The 20,202-nt window shown below is 41.5% G+C and carries 19 protein-coding genes and 1 riboswitch; all 19 genes read left to right on the forward strand.

Features of this window, described 5'->3' with window-relative positions:
- Nucleotides 1–6: 6 nt before the first annotated feature.
- The gene (locus ACP8HG_RS21780) at nt 7–1,182 is read left to right on the forward strand and encodes an acetyl-CoA C-acetyltransferase (RefSeq protein WP_338653382.1); all 1,176 of its coding nucleotides are present in this window, start codon (nt 7–9) and stop codon (nt 1,180–1,182) included.
- Nucleotides 1,183–1,460: 278 nt separating this feature from the next.
- Nucleotides 1,461–3,248: an acyl-CoA dehydrogenase family protein gene (locus ACP8HG_RS21785; RefSeq protein WP_187046785.1), complete on the forward strand. Its 1,788-nt coding sequence runs from the start codon at nt 1,461–1,463 to the stop codon at nt 3,246–3,248.
- Nucleotides 3,249–3,947: 699 nt separating this feature from the next.
- Nucleotides 3,948–4,307, forward strand: a complete 360-nt coding sequence (locus tag ACP8HG_RS21790; RefSeq protein ID WP_067206307.1) for an arsenate reductase family protein — start codon at nt 3,948–3,950, stop codon at nt 4,305–4,307.
- A 75-nt stretch (nt 4,308–4,382) separates the two neighbouring features.
- Nucleotides 4,383–4,766 (forward strand): glycine cleavage system protein GcvH, encoded by a 384-nt coding sequence (gene gcvH / locus ACP8HG_RS21795; protein WP_067206310.1) that lies wholly within the window; start codon nt 4,383–4,385, stop codon nt 4,764–4,766.
- 74 nt (nt 4,767–4,840) lie between these two features.
- Nucleotides 4,841–5,182, forward strand: a complete 342-nt coding sequence (locus ACP8HG_RS21800) for a toprim domain-containing protein (protein WP_067206312.1) — start codon at nt 4,841–4,843, stop codon at nt 5,180–5,182.
- Nucleotides 5,183–5,196: 14 nt separating this feature from the next.
- A complete protein-coding gene (locus tag ACP8HG_RS21805) occupies nt 5,197–5,496 on the forward strand; it encodes a thioredoxin family protein (RefSeq protein ID WP_067206314.1) in 300 nt (99 codons plus the stop codon).
- A 54-nt stretch (nt 5,497–5,550) separates the two neighbouring features.
- Nucleotides 5,551–5,656, forward strand: a riboswitch (SAM riboswitch).
- A 224-nt stretch (nt 5,657–5,880) separates the two neighbouring features.
- Complete coding sequence (locus ACP8HG_RS21810; RefSeq protein ID WP_067206317.1) at nt 5,881–6,906, forward strand: methionine ABC transporter ATP-binding protein; 1,026 nt, start codon at nt 5,881–5,883, stop codon at nt 6,904–6,906.
- On the forward strand, nt 6,899–7,567 hold the full coding sequence (locus ACP8HG_RS21815; RefSeq protein WP_067206320.1) for a methionine ABC transporter permease: 669 nt from the start codon (nt 6,899–6,901) through the stop codon (nt 7,565–7,567). The genes ACP8HG_RS21810 and ACP8HG_RS21815 overlap by 8 nt, the downstream gene beginning before the upstream one ends.
- Before the next feature lie 69 nt (nt 7,568–7,636).
- Nucleotides 7,637–8,497 (forward strand): MetQ/NlpA family ABC transporter substrate-binding protein, encoded by an 861-nt coding sequence (locus ACP8HG_RS21820; protein ID WP_067206323.1) that lies wholly within the window; start codon nt 7,637–7,639, stop codon nt 8,495–8,497.
- Nucleotides 8,498–8,571: 74 nt separating this feature from the next.
- A complete protein-coding gene (locus ACP8HG_RS21825) occupies nt 8,572–9,408 on the forward strand; it encodes a MetQ/NlpA family ABC transporter substrate-binding protein (protein ID WP_067206326.1) in 837 nt (278 codons plus the stop codon).
- A gap of 149 nt (nt 9,409–9,557) precedes the next feature.
- A complete protein-coding gene (locus tag ACP8HG_RS21830) occupies nt 9,558–10,781 on the forward strand; it encodes a dicarboxylate/amino acid:cation symporter (RefSeq protein ID WP_399631077.1) in 1,224 nt (407 codons plus the stop codon).
- Nucleotides 10,782–11,029: 248 nt separating this feature from the next.
- On the forward strand, nt 11,030–11,809 hold the full coding sequence (gene sufC, locus ACP8HG_RS21835; protein WP_067206330.1) for a Fe-S cluster assembly ATPase SufC: 780 nt from the start codon (nt 11,030–11,032) through the stop codon (nt 11,807–11,809).
- Nucleotides 11,810–11,828: 19 nt separating this feature from the next.
- Entirely contained in the window at nt 11,829–13,136 is a 1,308-nt protein-coding gene (gene sufD / locus ACP8HG_RS21840) for a Fe-S cluster assembly protein SufD (RefSeq protein ID WP_067206333.1), read from the forward strand.
- Nucleotides 13,136–14,365: a cysteine desulfurase gene (locus ACP8HG_RS21845; protein WP_067206336.1), complete on the forward strand. Its 1,230-nt coding sequence runs from the start codon at nt 13,136–13,138 to the stop codon at nt 14,363–14,365. Before sufD ends, ACP8HG_RS21845 begins: the two co-directional genes overlap by 1 nt.
- Nucleotides 14,355–14,795 (forward strand): Fe-S cluster assembly sulfur transfer protein SufU, encoded by a 441-nt coding sequence (gene sufU, locus ACP8HG_RS21850; RefSeq protein ID WP_067206339.1) that lies wholly within the window; start codon nt 14,355–14,357, stop codon nt 14,793–14,795. Before ACP8HG_RS21845 ends, sufU begins: the two co-directional genes overlap by 11 nt.
- Nucleotides 14,796–14,817: 22 nt before the next feature.
- On the forward strand, nt 14,818–16,215 hold the full coding sequence (sufB, locus tag ACP8HG_RS21855) for a Fe-S cluster assembly protein SufB (RefSeq protein ID WP_067206342.1): 1,398 nt from the start codon (nt 14,818–14,820) through the stop codon (nt 16,213–16,215).
- 904 nt (nt 16,216–17,119) lie between these two features.
- Nucleotides 17,120–17,983, forward strand: a complete 864-nt coding sequence (locus ACP8HG_RS21860; RefSeq protein WP_438297992.1) for a DUF72 domain-containing protein — start codon at nt 17,120–17,122, stop codon at nt 17,981–17,983.
- Nucleotides 17,983–18,807, forward strand: a complete 825-nt coding sequence (locus ACP8HG_RS21865; RefSeq protein WP_067206346.1) for a sulfite exporter TauE/SafE family protein — start codon at nt 17,983–17,985, stop codon at nt 18,805–18,807. The genes ACP8HG_RS21860 and ACP8HG_RS21865 overlap by 1 nt, the downstream gene beginning before the upstream one ends.
- A 3-nt stretch (nt 18,808–18,810) precedes the next feature.
- The gene (locus ACP8HG_RS21870) at nt 18,811–20,187 is read left to right on the forward strand and encodes a bifunctional metallophosphatase/5'-nucleotidase (protein ID WP_438297993.1); all 1,377 of its coding nucleotides are present in this window, start codon (nt 18,811–18,813) and stop codon (nt 20,185–20,187) included.
- Nucleotides 20,188–20,202 lie beyond the last annotated feature (15 nt).

A 20,202-nucleotide genomic window follows, 5' to 3' on the forward strand; every position in this document is an offset into this window, starting at 1 on the left:
AATTCAATGCGTGAAGCAGTACTAGTAGCCGGTGCACGGACACCGGTGGGAAAAGCGGGTAGAGGTTCTCTTGTAACCGTACGCCCGGATGACTTAGGGGCACTTGTAATTAAAGAAACGTTGAAACGTGCTGGGGGCTATGATGGCCCAATTGATGACTTAATTATTGGTTGTGCGATGCCTGAAGCTGAACAAGGGATGAACGTTGCGCGAAATATTGGTGCACTTGCAGGTCTTCCTGATACGACGCCTGCAATTACGGTAAACCGATTCTGTTCATCAGGTCTTCAATCAATTGCTTATGCAGCTGAACGCATCATGCTCGGTCACTCGCAAGCAATTATTGCAGGCGGCGTCGAGTCAATGAGTATGGTACCGATGATGGGGAATACAATCCGACCGAATGCTCACTTAGCAGAAACGGCTCCACAATATTATATGGGAATGGGTCACACTGCTGAGCAAGTTGCAGTAAAATACGGTATCACGCGTGAAGAACAGGATGAATTTGCTGTGCTGTCTCACAAAAAAGCAGGTGCAGCGATTGCAGCTGGAAAATTCAATGATGAAATCGTGCCAGTCGAAGTCGTAAAGCGTTCTGTAGATGATAACGGAAAATATAGTGAGAAGAATTTCACATTTAAAATGGACGAAGGAGTCCGTCACGGAACAAGCGTAGAGGGATTAGCGAAATTGCGTCCGGCATTCTCCGTAACAGGTACTGTTACGGCAGGTAACTCGTCACAAACATCAGACGGAGCAGGCGCAGTACTTGTGATGGACCGCGAAGTGGCAGAAGCGCAAGGCTTGAAGCCAATCGCGAAATTCCTGTCATTTGCTGTAGGCGGCGTGCCACCTGAAGTGATGGGAATCGGCCCAATTGTAGCCATTCCAAAAGCACTTAAAATTGCAGGGCTTTCTATTGAGGATATCGATGTATGGGAGTTAAACGAAGCGTTCGCGTCTCAGTCACTTCAAGTTATCCGTCATCTAGGCCTTGATATAGATAAGGTGAATTTCAACGGCGGAGCAATCTCCCTCGGGCATCCACTCGGAGCAACAGGATCTATCTTAACAATTCGTATGATGAGTGAATTAAAACGTCAAGGTAAACAGTTCGGAGTCGTTACAATGTGTATCGGCGGCGGAATGGGCGCAGCCGGCGTGTTTGAGCTTTTGTAAACACTATATATTCGGCACCACTTATTTAGAATTAACTAGGTGATATACCTCACCAGTATAACGAACAATTCTAGCGAAGGAGCGACAAGTGTGAGCCGAAGCAATCAGACCGACAATGCTCTTCTGGCGGGCTTATTGCGTGAGGCCATCACCAAGCGACAAAGCGGTGTAGGAAGAACATTCTATTTATTAAGTGCTGACTATCTAGTAAACAAACCAGTGAATTTTATATTAATAGTGGACATATAAACCCTTAAGATTAAAAGGAGGAAACAACATTGACTGAATTAAAAACAAACGAACTGATTAAAGGTGGAGCTTTTCTAACGGAAGACATTGAAGCAAACCGTGTATTTACGCCTGAAGATTTTACTGATGAACAGAAAATGATTGCGAAAACAGCAGAAGACTACGTGAAAAATGAAGTTCAACCTGTTGTCGAAAATCTTGAAAACCATGAATTCGAGCACTCTGTAAGACTACTGAAAACTGCGGGGGATCTTGGACTTCTAGGAGCGGATGTACCAGAAGAATATGGTGGTCTTGGACTCGACAAAATTGCGTCTGCACTTATCTCTGAAAAGATGTCCGTAGCAGGCGGATTCTCGATTACTCATGGCGCACACGTTGGTATCGGAACCCTACCAATCGTACTTTTCGGAAATGAAGAACAAAAGAAAAAGTACTTGCCAAACTCTGTATCAGGTGACAAAATCTCTGCATATGCACTAACTGAGCCAGGCTCTGGTTCTGATGCATTGGGTGCGAAAACAAATGCGAAATTGAATGCTGCTGGAACACACTACATCTTAAATGGTGAAAAACAGTGGATTACGAACGCAGGATTTGCAGATATTTTTGTTGTTTACGCGAAAATCGATGGCGATAAGTTCTCTGCTTTTATTGTTGAAAAAGAATTCCCAGGTGTATCTGTCGGAGCCGAAGAGAAAAAGATGGGTATCAAATCTTCATCTACTCGTACGCTAATCTTACAAGACGCAGTAGTACCAGTTGAAAATTTGCTAGGTGAAATCGGTCGCGGGCATATTATTGCATTTAATATCTTGAATATCGGTCGCTACAAATTAGGAGTCGGCACAATGGGCGGATCTAAACGTGCGCTTGAGCTTGCAATTACTTATACAAATCAACGTCAACAGTTCAAAACACCAATTTCTTCATTCAACTTGACGAAACAAAAACTATCAACAATGGCATCTAAACTGTACGCGGCTGAAAGCTTGATTTACCGTACAGTTGGTTACTTTGAAGAGCGTCAAAGCCAGTTGAGTCTTGAAGAGCAAAAAGATGGTAAAGCAATTGCGGCAGCAATCGCAGAATACGCAATCGAATGTTCTATCAATAAAGTCGTGGGATCTGAGGTATTGGATTACATCGTTGACGAAGCAGTTCAGCTTCACGGCGGATACGGCTTCATGCAAGAATATGAAGTAGAGCGCATTTATCGTGATTCACGCATCAATCGTATTTTTGAAGGGACGAATGAAATCAACCGTCTGCTAGTACCAGGTACATTCCTGAAAAAAGCAATGAAGGGCGAATTGCCATTGCTTCAACAGGCGCAAGCACTTCAAGAAGAACTTCTTATGATGATGCCTGAAGAAATCGGTGACGAAGCACTTGCACAAGAAAAAGCACTTGTGAAAAATGCTAAGAAAATCGGTTTGCTTGCTGCTGGTCTTGCTGCACAACGTTTTGGCACGAAGCTTGAAGCAGAGCAAGAGGTACTTGTAAATATTGCAGATATCGCTAATAATGTTTTTGCGATGGAGTCTGCACTTCTACGTACAGAAAAAGCAATTGCACGCAGCGGAGAAGAAAAAGCGCAACAGAAAATCCTTTACACACAAATCTTCTGCCAAGAAGCATTTGAAGAGATTGAAAGAGATGCAAAAGAAACACTTCTTGCGGCTGTCGATGGTGATAATCAACGCATGATGATTTCAGCGCTGCGTAAATTGACTCGCTCGAATCCGTATAATATCATCGCTAAAAAACGCGAAGCTTCAGTTAAGCTAATCGAAGCGGAGAAGTATATCGTATAACACGTCTGTAGATTAAAATTACCTTGATCACACACTGGGCGTTACGTGTAGTTGTTTTTGTATCGCTTTGAATTGAACAATTTCAATACCATTATCGAGATGTATTGATAAGTAGGGATGCGACTCTGTCGCATCCCTACTTATTCTTTCGGTAATCGCATGGTTTTTGTTCATTTGCCGCTCTCGAAAGACATTGATACAAGAAGTGCCGAAGCTTTTTTGGACGAAAGAATGGCTAGCTTCTCACCTAAAGATAAGCGGTCAAAGATATAATTTTGACCGCTCAATCCTTCTCTATAGTATCTCCATATTTATTTTAAGGAAGTGTCAATTTCCTATAAGACATCACATAATCTTTGCAAAAGTAAGCAAAGAACGAAATGTACAACGTACGAGAGTGCCCGAAATTGCATCTTCGGGCACTTACAATCTCTATAGAAAGTCATCTTTTCTATTCTTTCAAAGCACCTGCCCCACGGTAATAATATCGTAATTAATTCGCCGAAAGCGGGCCGAAAATAGTAAAGGGTTATAGCGGTTTTCAAGCCCTGCTCGCTATCGTATTATGCAAGTCAATAATTAATCGAGAGACTTGATTGTTTAATGAAGTAAAATTACCGATCTCACTTTGACGTCCAGGTACCAATAGGCGCCAAGGTGTTTTTTCTGTTATAATGGCGAAAATGGAGGCGTTGCGGTATGGGATTAGTTTATTACGGTTATCCAAAGTGCGGGACATGCAGGAAAGCAAAAAAATGGCTTGAGACGAACAACTTGGACTTTCAGGAAGTGAACATAGCGGAAGCTCCTCCTTCAGTAGAAGAACTTGGCAAAATGATTGCGGCATCGGATTTGGAGTTGAAAAAGTTTTTCAACGTTAGTGGGACGAAATATAGAGAGCTAAACTTGAAAGACAAATTGCTCACAATGACAGATGAAGAGAAAATTAGCTTGCTGTCATCTGACGGTATGTTGATTAAGAGACCAATTGTCTTCGGTGATGGTAAGGTGACTGTCGGATTCAAGGAAGAAGAGTTCGACAAAGTATGGACTAACTGATTTCCTATCTTGTCTTTATTCGAGAAATATGACAGAATTGAAGAGAATGAAACTATTTATTTGGAGGGATACGGAATGAGCACACCAAAAGATCTGCGTTATTCTGAAGAGCATGAATGGGTAAAAGACGAAGGTGGTAACTACCGCATCGGTATTACTCACTTTGCACAATCTGAACTAGGCGATATCGTATTCGTTGAACTTCCATCTGTCGGAGATGACATCAAAGCGGACGAGCCTTTCGGAAGCGTTGAATCTGTTAAGACAGTATCAGAACTTTATGCACCAATCAGCGGAAAAGTAATTGAAGTGAATGAAGGACTTGAAGACAGCCCTGAATTTGTCAATGAATCACCGTATGAAAATGCATGGATGATCGTTGTTGAACCTTCAAATGTTTCTGAACTGGATGAACTTATGTCAGCTGAAGCGTATGAAAAAATGACTGTCGGAGAATAACTAAGACAAGGCGCCGGTACTTTTTCGGCGTTTTTTGCATCTTTATATAAAAAAGAGCGAAGGAGGGGCTTCTTGTGTCGGATGAAAGAGTAATTATCGTCGAGGGCGGTTCGGATAAGAAACGTTTGGCACGAATACTTGTTGAGCCTGTCGAAATTATTTGTACGAACGGCACAGTAAGTCCTTATCGGCTTGAAGAATTGCTTGCACCTTACGAAGAACATGAACTATTTGTCTTCGTTGATGCGGATGAAGATGGAGAAAAGACCCGTGTTTTATTCAAAAGAGAGTTCCCGGCAGCAATCCATTTGTACACAGAAAAGGTTTATCGGGAAGTGGAGACGACCCCATACAAAGTGTTGGCTACAATACTACAAGGTGCGGATTTTAAAATCAGACCGGAATTTCTAATTTAAAGGATGTAGAATTAATGGAAACTTGGACACGCGAACAATGGGAGATGGCTTTGAAAGAGTCTTCAGTGGCAGCGTTTTATTTATATACACCAATGTGTGGAACTTGTGCAGTCGCATCTAAAATGATGGAAGTTATTACCGTCATGAGACCGGGAATACCAATCGGGAAAGCAGATTTGAATTACGTACAAAATATTGCAATTGACTATGAAATCGAAAGCGTTCCTTGCCTTCTTATACAAAAGGATGGCGTTTTAACCCATAAAATTTATGCATTTCAATCAGTACCGTATCTACTTGAAGAAATAGATTGACAATAGATATGGAACTTTGATATACTTCGTCTTAACATTCAATTGAATAGGTCACTCTTATTAAGAGAGGTGGAGGGATAGTGCCCTGCGAAGCCCGGCAACCGTCACGTAAGTGAAATGGTGCCAAGTCACACAAAGCATACGCTTTGAAAGATGAGAGATTGGACAACGTTTATTTTCGATAACGTCAAGCCTTTCTGCCCGTCTGCAGGAAGGCTTTTTTGTATTGAAAAGCGGAAGGCGCCGCTCAGCCCCGACAGGCACAAGTCAGATTGCGAAGGGGGCGTACCTAAGCCACCACAGCGAACTGCCTTGTGACCCGAGGGGGTGGCGCCTGAAGCTAGACCAAATTAGTAACAAAACAATTTTTCTGAGGTGAAAAAAATGATTTATTTAACGGATATAAATAAACGATACGGTGAAGGGCCAGGCAGTATTTCAGCAGTCGAAAATGTATCGCTTGAAATTACTGACGGTGAGATTTTTGGAGTCATCGGCTATAGTGGGGCAGGAAAAAGTACGTTGATTCGACTACTGAACGGTCTTGAAATGCCAACGTCAGGTAGCGTTAAAATAGGAAGTCTAGAAATATCAGCAATTAAAGGGAAAGAGCTAAGGGAAGCACGACAAAAAGTGAGTATGATTTTCCAACACTTTAACTTACTGTGGTCTAGAACAGTGAAGGAGAATATCGCTTTCCCTCTTGAAATCGCGGGTGTACGAAAAGCCGAGCGTGATAAGAAAGTGGCGGAACTGATTGAATTAGTTGGTTTGGCTGGTCGCGAAAATGCATATCCATCCGAATTGTCTGGAGGTCAGAAACAGCGCGTAGGGATTGCTCGTGCGCTTGCAAACGACCCTGAAGTCCTTCTTTGTGACGAAGCGACTTCAGCCCTTGATCCAGAAACAACGGATTCAATACTAGACCTTCTAACAGGAATTAATGAACGACTTGGACTGACAATTGTGCTTATCACACATGAAATGCACGTTATCCGGAAAATTTGCCACAGAGTTGCAGTTATGGAGGCAGGGAAAGTTGTTGAGTTGGGAGATGTCCTGGATGTGTTCCAATCACCGAAGGAACCGATCACAAAGCGGTTTGTCTCTCAAGTGACGGAACCCGTGGAGGCGAAGCAGGCAATGGCGCATATTAAGGAAGAATTTCCTGCCGGCACGCTTATCAAGCTTGTATTTGTAGGGGAGCGGACAGAACAACCTGTCCTCGCAAGTCTTATTCGGAAATTCACTGTCGATGTGAATATCGTGCAGGGAAACATATCCCATACACATGGCGGGGCATACGGCACACTGATACTTCAGTTGCTTGGAGATTCCTCAATCATTGAGGAAGCAATTCAATACCTCAATGAAAATGATGTTCAGACGGAGGTGATCGGTAATGATTGAAAACCTTTTTCCGAATGTCGACTGGACTAAAATGTGGGAAGCAACAGTGGAAACACTCTATATGACTGCGGTTTCTACATTGTTCACTTTAGTTATTGGGTTAGGACTTGGAATTTTACTCTTCCTATCTAGTCCCGGTCAACTTTGGTCGAATAAGTTGGTCAATATTATATCAGGAGCATTCGTCAATATTTTTAGATCCATTCCGTTTATCATATTAATCATTTTACTTATTCCGTTTACGAAATTTCTTCTTGGTACAATCCGCGGACCGGATGCAGCGATGCCGGCACTTATTATTGGAGCGGCTCCGTTTTATGCAAGAATGGTGTTGATTGCATTACAGGAAATTGATAAAGGTGTAATTGAAGCTTCGAAGTCAATGGGAGCGAAAACGAGAACGATTATTTTTAAAGTTCTTATACCGGAATCGATGCCTGCACTTATTTCAGGAATTACTGTAACAGCGATTGCACTCGTCGGGTACACTGCTATGGCTGGGATTATCGGAGCAGGTGGACTTGGGACTCTTGCATACTTAGATGGATTCCAGCGTAGCCGGGAAGACGTTACACTTGCTGCAACAATCCTTATTTTAATTATCGTTTTCATCATTCAATTCATCGGGGATTTTGCGGTGAGGAAATTCGACAAGAGATAATAGTTAGTACAGTAATATCAGGCCTAGCCTGTAAATTATATAAAACATAGAAAAAGGGGAGAAAAAATCATGAAAAAGCTTTTAGGGGGAATAGTATTAGCAGTACTTGTATTGGCATTGGTAGCTTGCGGAGCGAAAAATGACAGCGATGATAAAAGTACAAGTGGGGAAGACAAAGCTGACAAAGAAACTGTTGAAGAAACGGAAATTGTCATTGGTGCATCTAACACACCGCACGCAATCATTTTAGAAAAGGCAGCACCGATATTGAAAGAAAAAGGAATTGAACTTGTCATTGAAACATACCAAGACTATATTTTGCCAAATAAAGATCTAGAATCAGGCGAATTGGATGCGAACTTCTTCCAGCACATTCCTTATTTAGATCAACAAGTAATTGACCACGGTTATAAGTTTGCGAATGCAGGAGCTATCCATATCGAACCGATGGCTGTTTACTCGACGAAATATAAATCAATTGATGAACTTCCAGACGGTGCAGTTATTATTTTTAGTAACTCAGTAGCTGAACATGGCCGTGTCCTATCTTTGTTAGAGTCGGCTGGGTTAATCAAATTGGCTGACGGAGTAGATAAAGTAACAGCTGAAGTGAAAGACATTGTTGACAACCCTAAAAATCTGGAATTTGATGCGAATTACGAACCATCACTTTTACCACAATTGTATAAAAATGATGAAGGCGATGCAGTAGTTATCAACGCAAACTATGCAATCGATGCAGGTTTGAATCCACTTGACGATTCTATCGCGATTGAAGAGACAGAGTCGCCATATGCAAACATCATCACAGTAAGAGAAGGCGATGAAAATACTGAAGCAATTAAGATTTTGGTTGACGTGTTGAAATCGAAAGAAATCCAAGACTTCATTCTCGAAGAGTGGGGCGGCGACGTCATTCCTGTGAAGTGATTTGATGATGAAAGTGGACAACTATCTTTACCCATCACCTAGATTGTCATCTTAGAAAAAAGGGAGATTATGAAATGAAGAAATTTCTAACAGGTGTTTTATTAGCAGTACTGATACTCGCGCTTGCAGCTTGCGGAACAAAAAACACTAGCGGCAGCAATAATGTAGGCGAAAAAGAAACAACTAAGATTGTTGTCGGAGCTTCCAATACACCGCATTCGATCATTCTAGAACAAGCAAAACCATTGTTGAAGGAAAAAGGTTATGACCTTCAAATCGAAACATATCAAGACTATGTGTTGCCGAATAAAGATCTTGAATCCAGCGAACTCGATGCAAACTACTTTCAGCATATTCCTTATCTCGAATTACAAATTGAAGATGCGGGATATGACTTTGTAAATGCAGGCGGCATTCATATTGAGCCAATCGGCGTTTATTCGAAAAAGTATAAATCACTTGATGAACTTCCAGATGGTGCGACGATTTTAATGAGTAGCTCTATTTCTGATCACGGACGAGTGCTTGCGATGCTTGAATCAAAAGGGCTTATCAAACTTGACGAAAGTATAGATAAAACAGCTGCTGAACTGAAAGATATCGTTGAAAACCCTAAAAACATCAAATTTGACGCAAACTATGAGCCGGGATTAATGCCGCAGCTTTACTCAAATGATGAAGGCGATGCATTGCTGATCAACTCGAACTTTGCAATCGATGCGGGTTTAAATCCGATTAAAGATTCTATTGCTATCGAAGACGCGGATTCACCTTATGTAAATATCATCGCTGTAAGAAAAGGTGATGAAGATAAAGATTCGATCAAAGCTTTGATTGAAGTATTGAAGTCAAAAGAAATTCAAGACTTTATTTTAAAAGAATGGGATGGCACAGTCGTTCCGGTAAAATAAGTATGAAGAAAACTCCGCCGAAGATTTTGAACTCGGTGGAGTTTTCTTTTTTCCAATAGATGTTAATCACAAATAGATGTTCCAATAGCAAAAATATTATGGTATTGTTGTCTCTTAAATACATATATTTATCATAGGGGGATATGGTTTTGAAGTTCAAAATTGGTCTAATATGGCGTATCGTTATTGCCATTGGATTAGCAATTGTACTCGGTGTACTTCTACCGAAGATACCGACAATCGGAGCAGCCTTTACGGACTGGTTTGTCAGTCTTGCCGCAACATTTAATATGATTTTTGGAGGTTTCCTGAACTTTATAGTGCCTCTAATCATTATTGCGTTCATCACGCCCGGAATCGCTAAGCTTGGCAAGGGATCTGGTAAGCTCCTTGGATTGGCAACAGCATTTGCATATATATCTACAATTGTAGCTGGTATTATTGCATATTTTTCGGCAACAGCATTATTGCCAGGATTTATCGGAAGTCTTGGAGACGGCAAGGTAGAAAAAGCAGGTCGAGCTGCCGCGGAATCCTTTTTTGAACTTGAAATGACACCGATTATGGGTGTTATGTCAGCGCTCCTTCTCGCATTCGTACTAGGTATAGGTATGGCATCCATTGGTAGTAAGGCAATGCTCTCTGTATTCGAGGAATTGAATGTTCTAATAGAAAAGGTGATTGCATTCGTTATCATTCCGCTGTTACCATTCCATATTTTCGGGATTTTTCTAAATATGACATATACCGGTGAAGTTGCGAAGGTTCTTTCCGTGTTTGCGCTGGTATTCGTTATGATTATCGTTCTTCATTTCATCATGCTAACGATTCAATATACGATTGCTGGTTCTCTTTCAAAACGCAATCCGTTTTTCTTGATGAAAACGATGGCACCTGCCTATTTCACTGCACTAGGGACACAATCGTCTGCAGCGACTATCCCGGTTACGTTAAGTCAAGCACGTAAAACAGGTGCGTCGGACAAGGTGACTGATTTCACGATTCCACTTTTCGCGACAATTCACCTATCGGGAAGTACAATCACACTTGTATCATGTTCAATCGGTGTCATGCTTATGAATGGAATGCCAGTTGAATTCAGTGATTATCTTCCATTCATCTTCATGCTAGGTGTTGCAATGATTGCAGCTCCTGGAGTCCCAGGAGGTGCAGTAGTAGCGGCAACTGGACTACTCGTTTCGATGCTAGGTTTTGATCAGACGATGGTTGCACTTATGATTGCACTTTATATGGCACAAGACAGCTTCGGAACAGCAACGAACGTCACAGGTGATGGCGCACTCGCTATTATCGTTGACAGATTCACGGATAGTGACGATACTAAAACAAATTTAGAGCCAGATCAATACTAATAATTCGAGTTTGAACCGGTACATTACGTGCCGGTTTTTTGAATTGTGTGGTTTCTCATTAAAACTGGATAATTGAAAATGAGCGAAGTCTAGAAGAATGTATGCATACAAGTCTTGAATTAAGGGCATTCCTTTCAAATGAAACGATTCTCAATGATTTGCAAGGCAATGCTTATTACGTTAAGATTAGAATGATACTAAATTGAGAATGGATATCCGTTCATCTTTAATATATTGGAGGTATTGGAATGGCTACTTTAGAAATTAAAGACCTTCACGTTGAAATTGAAGGCAAGGAAATATTGAAAGGCGTCGATTTGACGATTAATACAAATGAGATCCATGCAATCATGGGTCCAAATGGTACAGGTAAATCTACACTCGCGCAAGCGATTATGGGGCATCCCAAATATGTTGTGACATCTGGCACAATCAAACTTGATGGTGAAGATGTACTTGAAATGGCAGTGGACGAGCGCGCTAGAGCGGGTATCTTCCTTGGCATGCAATATCCAAGCGAAATTACAGGCGTAACAAACGCTGACTTCCTTCGTTCTGCAATCAATGCTAAACGTGAAGAAGGCGACGAAATTTCATTGATGAAATTCATCCGTGAACTCGACAGCAAAATGGAATTCCTTGAAATGGACGAAGACATGGCTACACGTTACTTAAACGAAGGTTTCTCAGGTGGAGAAAAGAAACGTAACGAAATTCTTCAGCTTACAATGTTGAAGCCTAAATTTGCAGTGCTTGATGAAATTGACTCCGGTCTTGATATCGATGCATTGAAAGTTGTTTCAAAAGGCATCAACGAAATGCGTGGCGAAGATTTTGGTTGCCTAATCATCACTCATTACCAACGTCTTCTTGACTATATTACACCAGACAAAGTTCACGTTATGATGCAAGGTAAAGTTGTTAAATCCGGTGGAGCTGAATTAGCACATAAACTTGAAGAACAAGGATATGACTGGATTAAAGAAGAACTTGGCATCGAAGACGAAACTGTCGGGCAGGAAGTTTAAGAAAGGAGGACGATTCAAAATGACGGTTGAAACAAAGTTGGCATTAACCGAACAGGACGTCCGTTCCTATTCCGCTAAGATGAATGAAGCAGATTGGATGGCGGATTTCCGCGCAGACGCATTAGTGAGAGCGGAACAGCTTCCAATGCCAAGACCAGATAAAACGAAAATTGACAAATGGAACTTTACGGAATTCCCTGCCCATACGGTAGAGAGTACTGTGTATGCTTCCTTGGACGAGCTTTCTGAAGAAGCGCGTGCACTTGTTGATAAAGAGCAACAGAACAGTATTTATGTACAGCACAACAACACACCAGCTTACTTGTTTTTATCTGAAGAGTTGAAAGCTAAAGGTGTCATCATGACAGATATTTTCACAGCATCACGTGAACATAGTGATCTTATGAAAAAATATTTCATGACAGACGGTGTGAAGGTAGACGAGCATAAACTGACTGCACTTCATGCAGCACTTATAAACGGCGGCGTTTTCGTATATGTTCCGAAAAATGTTGTTGTAGAAGAGCCAATTCAAGTGTTGTTTTTACATGATGATGAACAAGCTTCACTCTTTAACCACGTTCTTATTGTGGCAGAAGCGAATAGTTCAGTGACGTATGTCGAGAACTATTTATCGACTGTAGAAGAAGCAAAAGGATTAGCTAATATCGTATCTGAAGTATTCACAGGTGATAATGCACAAATTACTTACGGTGCGGTTGATGTACTTGCGAAAGGATTTACAACTTATGTGAATCGTCGTGGAGTTACAGGACGCGATAGCCGAATTGATTGGGCACTTGGACTGATGAATGACAGTGATACGATTTCTGAAAATATCACGCATCTTGTTGGTAACGGATCTCATTGCGACATGAAGACAGTTGTTGTTGGACGCGGTAAACAGCGCCAAAACTTCACAACTGAAATCGTTCACTGGGGAACGGATACAGAAGGATTCATCTTGAAACACGGTGTTGTTAAAGAAGAATCTACATGTATCTTTAACGGTATCGGAAGAATCGCAAAAGGTGCAACAAGAGCGAACGCTGTCCAAGAGTCACGCGTCCTTATGTTAAGTGAAAGGGCACGCGGAGACGCAAATCCAATACTTCTTATCGACGAAGATGATGTAACAGCAGGACACGCGGCATCTGTTGGTCGTGTTGATCCACTGCAACTATTTTACTTGATGAGCCGTGGGATTACTCAACATGAAGCAGAACGCCTTGTCATTCATGGTTTCCTTGCGCCTGTAGTCAGCAAATTGCCGATTGAAGGCGTTAAGAAACAATTGACGGAGGTTATCGAAAGGAAAGTGCGCTAATGCTCAGTACAGACATCCGCAAACATTTCCCTATATTGGACCAAGAGATAAACGGGCATCCGCTCGTTTATCTAGATAGTGCTGCGACTTCTCAAAAGCCGCGCCAAGTAATAGAAGCAATAAGCAATTATTATAGCTTTGATAATTCAAACGTCCACCGTGGTGTGCATACGCTTGGTAATCGTGCGACGGAAGGGTATGAAGGAGCGCGCGAGAAAGTGCGCAACTTCATCAATGCGAAGTCGACTGAAGAAATCATATTCATGCGCGGTACGACAACGGCTTTAAATACAGTTGCACAAAGTTATGGACGGGCGAATGTCGGTGAAGGTGATGAAATCGTCATCACATACATGGAGCATCATTCAAACATTATTCCATGGCAACAGCTGGCAAAAGAAAAAGGGGCAGTGTTGAAGTACGTCGACCTTGAGGAAGACGGCACACTATCACTTGAAAAAGTCCGAGAAGTTGTTACAGACCGGACTAAAATCGTGTCCATCATGTACGTATCGAACGTACTTGGTACGATGAATCCAGTTAAAGAAATTGCAGAAATTGCACATGCACATGGAGCTGTTATGGTTGTCGATGGTGCGCAAGCTGCTCCGCATCTGAAAATCGATGTACAGAAACTAGATTGTGACTTTTTCGCTTTTTCGGGACATAAGATGTGCGGTCCTACCGGTATCGGTGTTCTGTACGGTAAAAAAGATTTACTTAACAAAATGGAGCCGGTCGAGTTTGGCGGCGAAATGATTGATTTCGTTGGTTTGTATGAATCGACATGGAAAGAGCTTCCTTGGAAGTTTGAAGGCGGTACGCCGATAATTGCAGGTGCAATTGGTTTAGGCGCAGCAATCGACTTTCTTGAAGAAATCGGGCTAGATAACATTGAACGGCATGAACACGAACTTGCTAAATATGCAATGGAACGGATGTCGGAAATCGATGGACTTAAGATTTACGGTCCACTCGATCCTGAGAAACGTGCCGGACTTGTTACTTTTAATCTGAACGATGTCCATCCACATGACGTTGCAACCGTGCTCGATATGCATGGTATTGCCGTCAGAGCAGGTCACCACTGTGCTCAGCCGCTTATGAAATGGCTCAATGTATCATCCACGGCACGCGCAAGCTTCTATATTTATAATACGGAAGCTGACGTTGACCGCCTCGTGGACGGACTCCGTATCGCAAAGGAGTATTTCGCAGATGTCTACTAACAAATTAGATCAGTTATATCGTTCGGTCATCATGGACCATTATAAAAACCCTAGAAATAAAGGCGTCATCGAAGAAAGTAGCATAACTGTCGATATGAATAATCCGACATGTGGCGATGTGATCCATCTGACTTTACAAATAGATGATGGCATTGTTCAAAATGCAAAATTCGAAGGCGATGGCTGTTCAATTTCAATGGCATCTGCGTCGATGATGACGCAGATTGTTAAAGGTAAAAAAGTGGATGAAGCATTAAAAGCGGCCTCTATCTTTTCGGACATGATGCTGGGCAAAGATGTTGACGACTCCATCGACCTAGGTGATATTGAAGCACTTGCGGGAGTATCGAAATTTCCTGCCCGTATTAAATGTGCAACATTGGCATGGAAGGCGATGGAAAAGGGAGTCGGAAATGACTCCGAACAGTAACTAAAAGGACGGAGGAATAGTAATGGCTAAAAAAATGCCGGATATCGGCGATTACAAATATGGGTTTGCTGACAAAGACGTTTCCATTTTCCGTTCGGAACGTGGTTTGACAAAGGAAATCGTTGAAGAAATTTCAGGTATGAAGAACGAACCTCAATGGATGCTTGACTACCGCCTGAAATCATTGGAAATGTTCTACAAAATGCCAATGCCACAATGGGGTGGAGATCTAAACTCCCTTAAATTTGACGAGATTACTTACTATGTTAAACCTTCTGAAGGGGCGGAACGCTCTTGGGATGAAGTACCAGAAGAAATCAAGCGTACGTTTGATAAACTTGGTATTCCTGAAGCTGAACAAAAATACCTTGCAGGTGTTTCTGCACAATACGAATCTGAAGTTGTTTACCATAATATGAAACAAGAACTTGTCGACCTTGGAATTGTGTTTAAAGATACAGATTCAGCACTAAAGGAAGACGAAGAACTGTTCAAAAAGTATTGGGGAACAATCATTCCAAACTCAGATAACAAGTTCGCTGCATTGAACTCGGCTGTATGGTCAGGCGGTTCGTTCATCTATGTACCACCGGGCGTTAAAGTTGAAACTCCACTTCAAGCCTATTTCCGTATTAACTCGGAAAACATGGGTCAGTTCGAGCGTACTATGATTATTGTTGATGAAGGAGCAAGCGTCCATTACGTTGAAGGATGTACTGCACCTGTTTATACAACGAATTCACTTCACAGTGCTGTCGTTGAAATCATTGTTAAAAAAGATGCGTATTGCCGTTATACAACAATCCAAAACTGGGCAAATAACGTTTACAATCTTGTAACGAAGCGTGCAGTTTGTGACGCAAACGCAACAATGGAATGGATTGACGGGAACATCGGCTCTAAATTGACGATGAAATATCCTGCAATCATTCTTAAAGGCGAAGGCGCACGTGGTATGACACTTTCTATCGCACTAGCAGGAAAAGGTCAGCATCAGGATGCTGGAGCGAAAATGCATCACCTTGCACCAAATACGTCTTCTACAATCGTGTCGAAATCAATTTCACAACACGGTGGTAAAGTAACGTATCGCGGAATCGTTCACTTTGGACGTAAAGCAGATGGCGCACGCGCGAACATCGAGTGTGACACGCTGATTATGGATGACTTGTCGACATCTGACACGATTCCATATAACGAAATCCTGAATGATAACATTTCACTTGAACATGAAGCGAAAGTTTCTAAAGTATCAGAAGAACAGCTCTTCTACTTGATGAGCCGCGGAGTTCCTGAACTTGAAGCAACTGAAATGATCGTTATGGGCTTCATCGAACCATTCACAAAAGAATTGCCGATGGAATATGCTGTAGAAATGAACCGTCTTATCAAGTTTGAGATGGAAGGTTCAATCGGGTAATTATCATATCGAAAAAACCGGCCACTAGGGTCGGTTTTTTCGTCTTTACATATATTTGGCCACACCTGTTGATTAACCAAAGTAACCAGTGAATAACAGGATTACCTACTACGCGCTACGTGTATAATTGACTTTGGAACGCTTTGGATAGAATGACTTCTATACGATTACCGAGATGTCTGGATGTGTAGGGATGCGACAAAGTCACATCCCTACACACTCTTTTCGGTGATCGTATGGTGGTCCTTCAACCGTCGCGCTCCAAATGCATGAATACACGAAGTGCTAAAGCTTTTTGGGACGAAAGAATAGCGGGGCTTATTATCTGGAGAAAAAGCCGCCAAAGATGCAATTTTGGCGGCTGAAACTTTCTATATAGTTTTTTCTTTTTTTAGTAAAGAAGTGTCACTTTCTATAAGGTATCACATGATTACATGCATACTCTTTGCTAAAAGTAAGCAAGGAGCACATTGTACAATGTGCAAGAGTGCCCGAAATTGCATCTTCGGGCACTTACAATCACTATAGAAAGTCAACTATTCGTTTCATTCAAACATAACTGCACTTTTCACTCGAACATTGTAGGAACGCGACAGGCAACTATTCACAACAAGATTACTGAAAAAAGTGTAACTAGAAGTGACGGAGTCACTTCTAGTTACACTAGGCCCCCCTCAGTAAATCTTTCATGAATAATTCACCGAAAGCGAACCGAAAATGATCCAGTGAAAATGGATTTTCCCAAGCCCTACTCACCAATATTTCATGCTAATAAATGGTTAATCAACAGAAGTGATATTTGGCACTACTTATTTAGAATTAACTAGGTGGTATACTTCATCAAATCTGTTGTCTAAATATGTTAATATAGATAGTACCGATTCATTTGAAAGGAGGCAGAGGAATGATCCAAATCGGATTAACCGGTTGGGGTGACCATCCGGACGTATATAACTCTTCCTCTTCGAAGAAAGAAAAATTACTTGATTATAGTGCACACTTTCCAATCGTCGAACTGGATGCTACTTTTTATGCCATTCAGCCGGAGCGTAATATTCGCAAATGGATTAAAGAAACGCCAGATAACTTCCGATTCATTGTCAAGGCATACCAGGGTATGACTGGGCATCATCGGGGTGAACTCCCGTATGCATCTATGGATGAAATGTACAATCTTTTCCGGCTATCGGTTACACCACTTCAAGAAGCAGGCAAACTCGCGATGATTCTTGTCCAATTCCCTCCATGGTTTGACTGTACAAAAGAGAATGTTGAGGAAATTCGCTTCGTTTGCGCTAAATTGCATGGATTCGATATCGCCGTTGAATTTAGGCATCAGTCATGGTATTCACCCAAATTTCAACTAGAAACTCTGTCTTTTTTGAAGAAACTGAACGTAATTCACTCGGTGTGCGATGAACCGCAAGCAGGGCAGGGGAGTATTCCGCTAATAGCAAATACCACTCGTCCGGATAAGGTTCTTGTTAGATTGCACGGCCGTAATGTAGCAGGGTGGCGCAACACTACGGGTGATGATAAAGCATGGCGTAAAGTTAGATATCTGTATAACTACAATGACACTGAGCTGAAGGAGATTCAATCAGCTGTTCAAAAATTAAAACAAGAAACGAATGAGGTTTTCGTCATTTTTAACAATAATTCCGGCGGACATGCAGCACAAAACGCGAAACATTTTCAAAAAATGCTCAATATCAACTACGAAAGTCTGACGCCGAAGCAGCTTGACTTTTTTGAAGGAGAATTTTGATGGAATTTATTTTATTGGCCGTTATCGGTCTAGCATCTGGAATTGTTGGGGCACTTGTCGGATTAGGTGGTGGTATCATTCTGGTGCCAGCAACACTTTACGTTGGCATTAACCTTGGCTTAATCGATGGAATTACACCGCAAACCGTCGTTGGGCTATCTGTTATTATGATGATCTTTACGGGCTTGGCGTCGACAATTTCCTATATGAAGACAAAAACAATTGATTTCAAAAGTGGGTTCATCTTTTTCTTAGGAAGTGTTCCCGGGACACTTATCGGTGCATTTGTGAATAAAGGACTTGACCTGCCATCATTCAATCTCTATTTTGGTATTTTACTTATTCTATTATCGACGCTTCTTCTGGTACGTAAATATTTGAAACCGGTCAGCTGGTTTGTCAATCACGGCAAAAAAAGAACTTTCACGGATAATACAGATCAGACTTTTATTTATGGGTACCCTGTTTGGTTTGCATTATTGCTGACATTTGGCGTCGGATTTGCATCGGGTCTTTTCGGCATCGGAGGAGGTTCAATCCTCGTACCAGCGATGATTCTACTCTTCTTATTCCCACCGCATGTCGCAGTCGGTACATCTATGTTCATGGTGTTTTTATCAGCTCTCGTCAATTCAATCACGCATATTTCTCTTGGCAATGTACCGTGGCTTTATACGATTCCAGTCATTCCAGCAGCTTATATCGGGGCTAAAATAGGTGCTCGGTTAAATCAAAAGATGAAATCGGAAACGCTTGTTGTTGCACTGCGAATTATCCTGCTCTTACTAGGAATCAGATCGATTATTGACGGACTTATGGGGTGACATATGAATCACAAGGTTGAAACAATTCATTTCTATCATACAAATGATATCCACAGTCATTTTGAAAGCTGGCCGCAAATTAGTAGGCTTCTTTGTGACAAAAAGCGCGAGCATTTAATAGAAGGAGATGCTTGTTATCATTTTGACATCGGAGATCACGTTGATCGTTCTCATCCATTTACGGAAGGGACGAAAGGTCAAGGAAACATCCGATTGTTGAATGAAGCAGGCTATGATGCGGTAACAATCGGCAACAACGAAGGAATTACCATGTCGAAAGAGGCTTTATCTACTCTTTATAAGGATGCCAAGTTCCATGTCATTCTAAGTAATTTATACGAAGAAGATGGTAGTCGTCCAAAATGGTTGTTACCTTATAGAATCTACGTTACTGAGCAAGGGACAAGAATTGGTGTTATAGGAGCTACTGCAGAATATAAAGCCTTCTATTTGAAGCTCGGCTGGCAAGTGACGGCGCCTCGCCAAAATTTAAAGCTTGTTGCTGAAAGCATTGCTGCTGAGACGGATGTAATTGTTTGTCTATCACATATGGGAATCCATGAAGATGAAAAGCTTGCAGAAGAATGTTCAGAAATCGATGTCATTTTAGGCGCGCATACGCATCATCTATTTCATGACGGCAAATTGATTGGTAATACACTTTTGGCTGCAACAGGTAAATACGGTGAGTATGTTGGTCATGTAACTGTGAAATTTAACACGGATGCTAAAGAACTTTTACAAATGGATGCGGCACTTGTCAGGACAGATTCGATTGAAAGCAATGAAAAAGATATTGAAAAAGTAAATGATCTAATCAAAATAGGAAAGCAGGCAATGGAGGAACAAGTTTTTTATAATCCTTCTCACTTATCTCAAAATCTATTTGATGTTAGTTCGCTGTCCTCTTTCTTTGGTAGAGCGCTCATTGCGTATTCTCAAGCGGATTGTGCCATGTTTAACGCAGGAATATTTCTAGGTAGTCTCGAAAAGGGGTGGGTGACAAAAGAGGATTTACATTCACTTCTACCTCATCCAATCAATTTATGTCTCATTACACTCGATGGATCAGAATTGAAAGAAGTCTATGAGCTGTCATTAACGAAAGAGTGGCCGCAAATTGAAATCAAAGGACTTGGTTTCCGTGGCTCGTTAATGGGTGCGATGATTCATGAAAGACTTTATAAAAATAGAAATGATCAGCTTTTTGCGGGCAATCGGGAGGTTGTATCAGGTCAAAAATATACACTTGCAACACTGGATATGTTTACTTTCGGTTTTTTCTTTCCATCGCTTAAACATGCAGAAATAGAGTACTATATGCCTGAATTAATCAGGGATGTGCTTGGTTGGTACGGAACCACACTAATTAAAGAATGAACGACTACCTTCCTG

The sequence above is a fragment of the Sporosarcina sp. FA15 genome (assembly GCF_051550195.1).
GTDB lineage: Bacteria > Bacillota > Bacilli > Bacillales_A > Planococcaceae > Sporosarcina > Sporosarcina psychrophila.

What these genes read in the sequence shown, in the direction of transcription:
- ACP8HG_RS21780 (WP_338653382.1), top strand. Translation starts at nt 7, where the DNA reads ATGCGTGAAGCAGTACTAGTAGCCGGTGCACGGACACCGGTGGGAAAA.
- ACP8HG_RS21790 (WP_067206307.1), top strand. Translation starts at nt 3,948, where the DNA reads ATGGGATTAGTTTATTACGGTTATCCAAAGTGCGGGACATGCAGGAAA.
- gcvH (WP_067206310.1), top strand. Translation starts at nt 4,383, where the DNA reads ATGAGCACACCAAAAGATCTGCGTTATTCTGAAGAGCATGAATGGGTA.
- ACP8HG_RS21805 (WP_067206314.1), top strand. Translation starts at nt 5,197, where the DNA reads ATGGAAACTTGGACACGCGAACAATGGGAGATGGCTTTGAAAGAGTCT.
- ACP8HG_RS21810 (WP_067206317.1), top strand. Translation starts at nt 5,881, where the DNA reads ATGATTTATTTAACGGATATAAATAAACGATACGGTGAAGGGCCAGGC.
- ACP8HG_RS21815 (WP_067206320.1), top strand. Translation starts at nt 6,899, where the DNA reads ATGATTGAAAACCTTTTTCCGAATGTCGACTGGACTAAAATGTGGGAA.
- ACP8HG_RS21820 (WP_067206323.1), top strand. Translation starts at nt 7,637, where the DNA reads ATGAAAAAGCTTTTAGGGGGAATAGTATTAGCAGTACTTGTATTGGCA.
- ACP8HG_RS21825 (WP_067206326.1), top strand. Translation starts at nt 8,572, where the DNA reads ATGAAGAAATTTCTAACAGGTGTTTTATTAGCAGTACTGATACTCGCG.
- sufC (WP_067206330.1), top strand. Translation starts at nt 11,030, where the DNA reads ATGGCTACTTTAGAAATTAAAGACCTTCACGTTGAAATTGAAGGCAAG.
- sufD (WP_067206333.1), top strand. Translation starts at nt 11,829, where the DNA reads ATGACGGTTGAAACAAAGTTGGCATTAACCGAACAGGACGTCCGTTCC.
- ACP8HG_RS21845 (WP_067206336.1), top strand. Translation starts at nt 13,136, where the DNA reads ATGCTCAGTACAGACATCCGCAAACATTTCCCTATATTGGACCAAGAG.
- sufU (WP_067206339.1), top strand. Translation starts at nt 14,355, where the DNA reads ATGTCTACTAACAAATTAGATCAGTTATATCGTTCGGTCATCATGGAC.
- sufB (WP_067206342.1), top strand. Translation starts at nt 14,818, where the DNA reads ATGGCTAAAAAAATGCCGGATATCGGCGATTACAAATATGGGTTTGCT.
- ACP8HG_RS21860 (WP_438297992.1), top strand. Translation starts at nt 17,120, where the DNA reads ATGATCCAAATCGGATTAACCGGTTGGGGTGACCATCCGGACGTATAT.
- ACP8HG_RS21865 (WP_067206346.1), top strand. Translation starts at nt 17,983, where the DNA reads ATGGAATTTATTTTATTGGCCGTTATCGGTCTAGCATCTGGAATTGTT.
- ACP8HG_RS21870 (WP_438297993.1), top strand. Translation starts at nt 18,811, where the DNA reads ATGAATCACAAGGTTGAAACAATTCATTTCTATCATACAAATGATATC.